The organism is Odoribacter sp. AF15-53 (assembly GCF_003479425.1).
Lineage (GTDB): Bacteria > Bacteroidota > Bacteroidia > Bacteroidales > Marinifilaceae > Butyricimonas.
The window spans coordinates 1-2,165 of sequence record NZ_QUHC01000031.1; the positions used below are offsets into that span (position 1 = coordinate 1).

Here is a 2,165-nt window from a genome sequence, read left to right on the forward strand (position 1 = left end):
ATTTGTTATTTAAGCAATACACAAAAATAGCATAATTAAGGGATATATACACAAAAATGTCTAAAAAATTCATTCCACCTCCAACGTATTTAGCTACATTTTCGCATAATTCACCAACACGAACATGTAGCTATTTAATATTTCCCCATAATTCACGTATATTTTAATTATAAAACAAGCATTTTGAATTTTCTTAAAACTTGATTATATCAAATTTTCATTCTATTCGTTTCTTTCTACTCAATTTATTTATCAAGTGATTTAAGTTCGAGATGCGTATAGCACCCGTAGGAATTTATGTTCGAGCAACCTAACCAGAATATATATGGTAACCAGTCCAAACCATTCACATAGAATCACCGGGTTAAATATTACTTCCGAGACCGTAATCCTTAAAACGCCATAACATATATATAAAGTAAAACAAATATCCACGATATTTATCTTCAACTCCGCACTTTTGAAACCTTTACAATATAACCAGTATATAAATATTGCAGAACATGTTAGATTAGTCAAGAATATCGGTATCACCCCATCCAAATCACTAAAGCTACTCGAAACAATCGGCAGAAATACCAATATCCCCCCGAGTACTATCGAAAGCGTGTAATTCAAATAATTCCTAGGGATGTGTTCCATCTAAAAAGAATTTAGAAGTACTCATTAACAGGTTGTTATTTAGGAATATTTCAAAAAGGATGAGTGTTTACTCATCCTTTCCCTTAAAAATAAAAAAAATTATTTCAAATTGTATATATCAGAACTGGACATGGCATATATTCTTAATAATCTTTTTGCATGTTTGAAAGTTTGATCCTTTTTATTATACATCAATTTTAAATTACTCTTTTGTATTTCATGAGAAAATTGATGAAGAAGTTGGATTGGAATATCATTTTTATCTGAAAATAAAAAATCAACGCCAATGATTTTACCATCCATATCAGAATGAAAAGTGAATACAATATTATTGAGATAAGAAGGAACATCTGTTGGTACACCATGTTCAATAAAAAATGGCGTAAACCACTTCTTGATAAGTTTAACAATAATGTTTTTATCGCTAAAATTTATCTTGTATCCATTTTCATGAGTATCATAATTCGCTGGAACATTTTTTATTTGAGGATTTATCGTTTCTATATAAATTCTCTGGTGTCCAACGTATTTCATATATACGGTACTATCGACTCGAATCTCAGTAGAATCAACTTTCTGAGCGACAAGTGCATTTACACTCAGAATAAATGCGAATATAAGTAGTATAAATTTCATATTTTCATTTTTTATTTATCACACACCTGTTTTGCTGATCGTAACAAATCATTAATTGAAGGTGTATATTTAACCGAATAATCATAAGAAGAATTTGGATATGTTCTACTAGTCTCGCCAAAAACAGTCGCCCAATGGTAAAATTCCTCATCGGTTAATGTACCATACTTTGCTCCATTTATAGTTATTTTATTCAGGAAAGCATAATACTCTGTTTCGTATTTTGATAAACCTGGGTAGATACAATAGAATCCATGCCCCGACTTTAGTACTTCATCCACATTTCCGCCATAATGAACAAAGGCAGAGATATCCTCATAGATTCTCTCTTCAAACTCTATCATATGGCGATTTTCTCCTAAATTGACTTTACCGAAGTAACGATGTTGATACATATGATATATTTCGTGTCGTAAAGTTTCTATGGTCATAGCATCTTTATCCCTAAATTTTAAAGTAGTATTATTTGCTGCTCCTGAAGCTCCTTCAAATTGAGTTCCTTCACCCATATGTGGATCATACTCTACTTTGTCAAAAGGAGCTTTTGTCTTTAAGTATTCAAAGATAGCTTTATAAGCACAATCATTTACTAATTCATTCATTAATTTATTGAAATCTGCAATATCATTTCCTAAACCATTTTTTTTGAATAATGCAGAGGTTTTATCATTCATCGAAGGAATATCTCCCGCTCCACCAGTTCCACTTCCTCCTCTACAACTTCCAGGACAAAAGTAACTTCCACAAAATGGACAAACCCATTGTACAGGAGGAGTAACAGGAGGAGTAACAGGAGGAAAAACAGGAGGAGTCGTACTATGTCCCCGACATTGCTCGATAGGCAAATGACATATGTTACAATAAGTAACCGTTACCTCCGGAATATC

At 32.0% G+C, this 2,165-nt stretch carries 2 protein-coding genes; both read right to left on the minus strand.

What is annotated here, in order from left to right; translation table 11 throughout:
* Positions 1–741 precede the first annotated feature (741 nt).
* Complete coding sequence (locus DWW52_RS20775; protein WP_118717870.1) at positions 742–1,278, minus strand: hypothetical protein; 537 nt, start codon at positions 1,276–1,278, stop codon at positions 742–744.
* Positions 1,279–1,289: 11 nt separating this feature from the next.
* The coding region (locus tag DWW52_RS21100) for a hypothetical protein (RefSeq protein WP_158582686.1) at positions 1,290–2,165 on the minus strand (876 nt) is incomplete at its 5' end.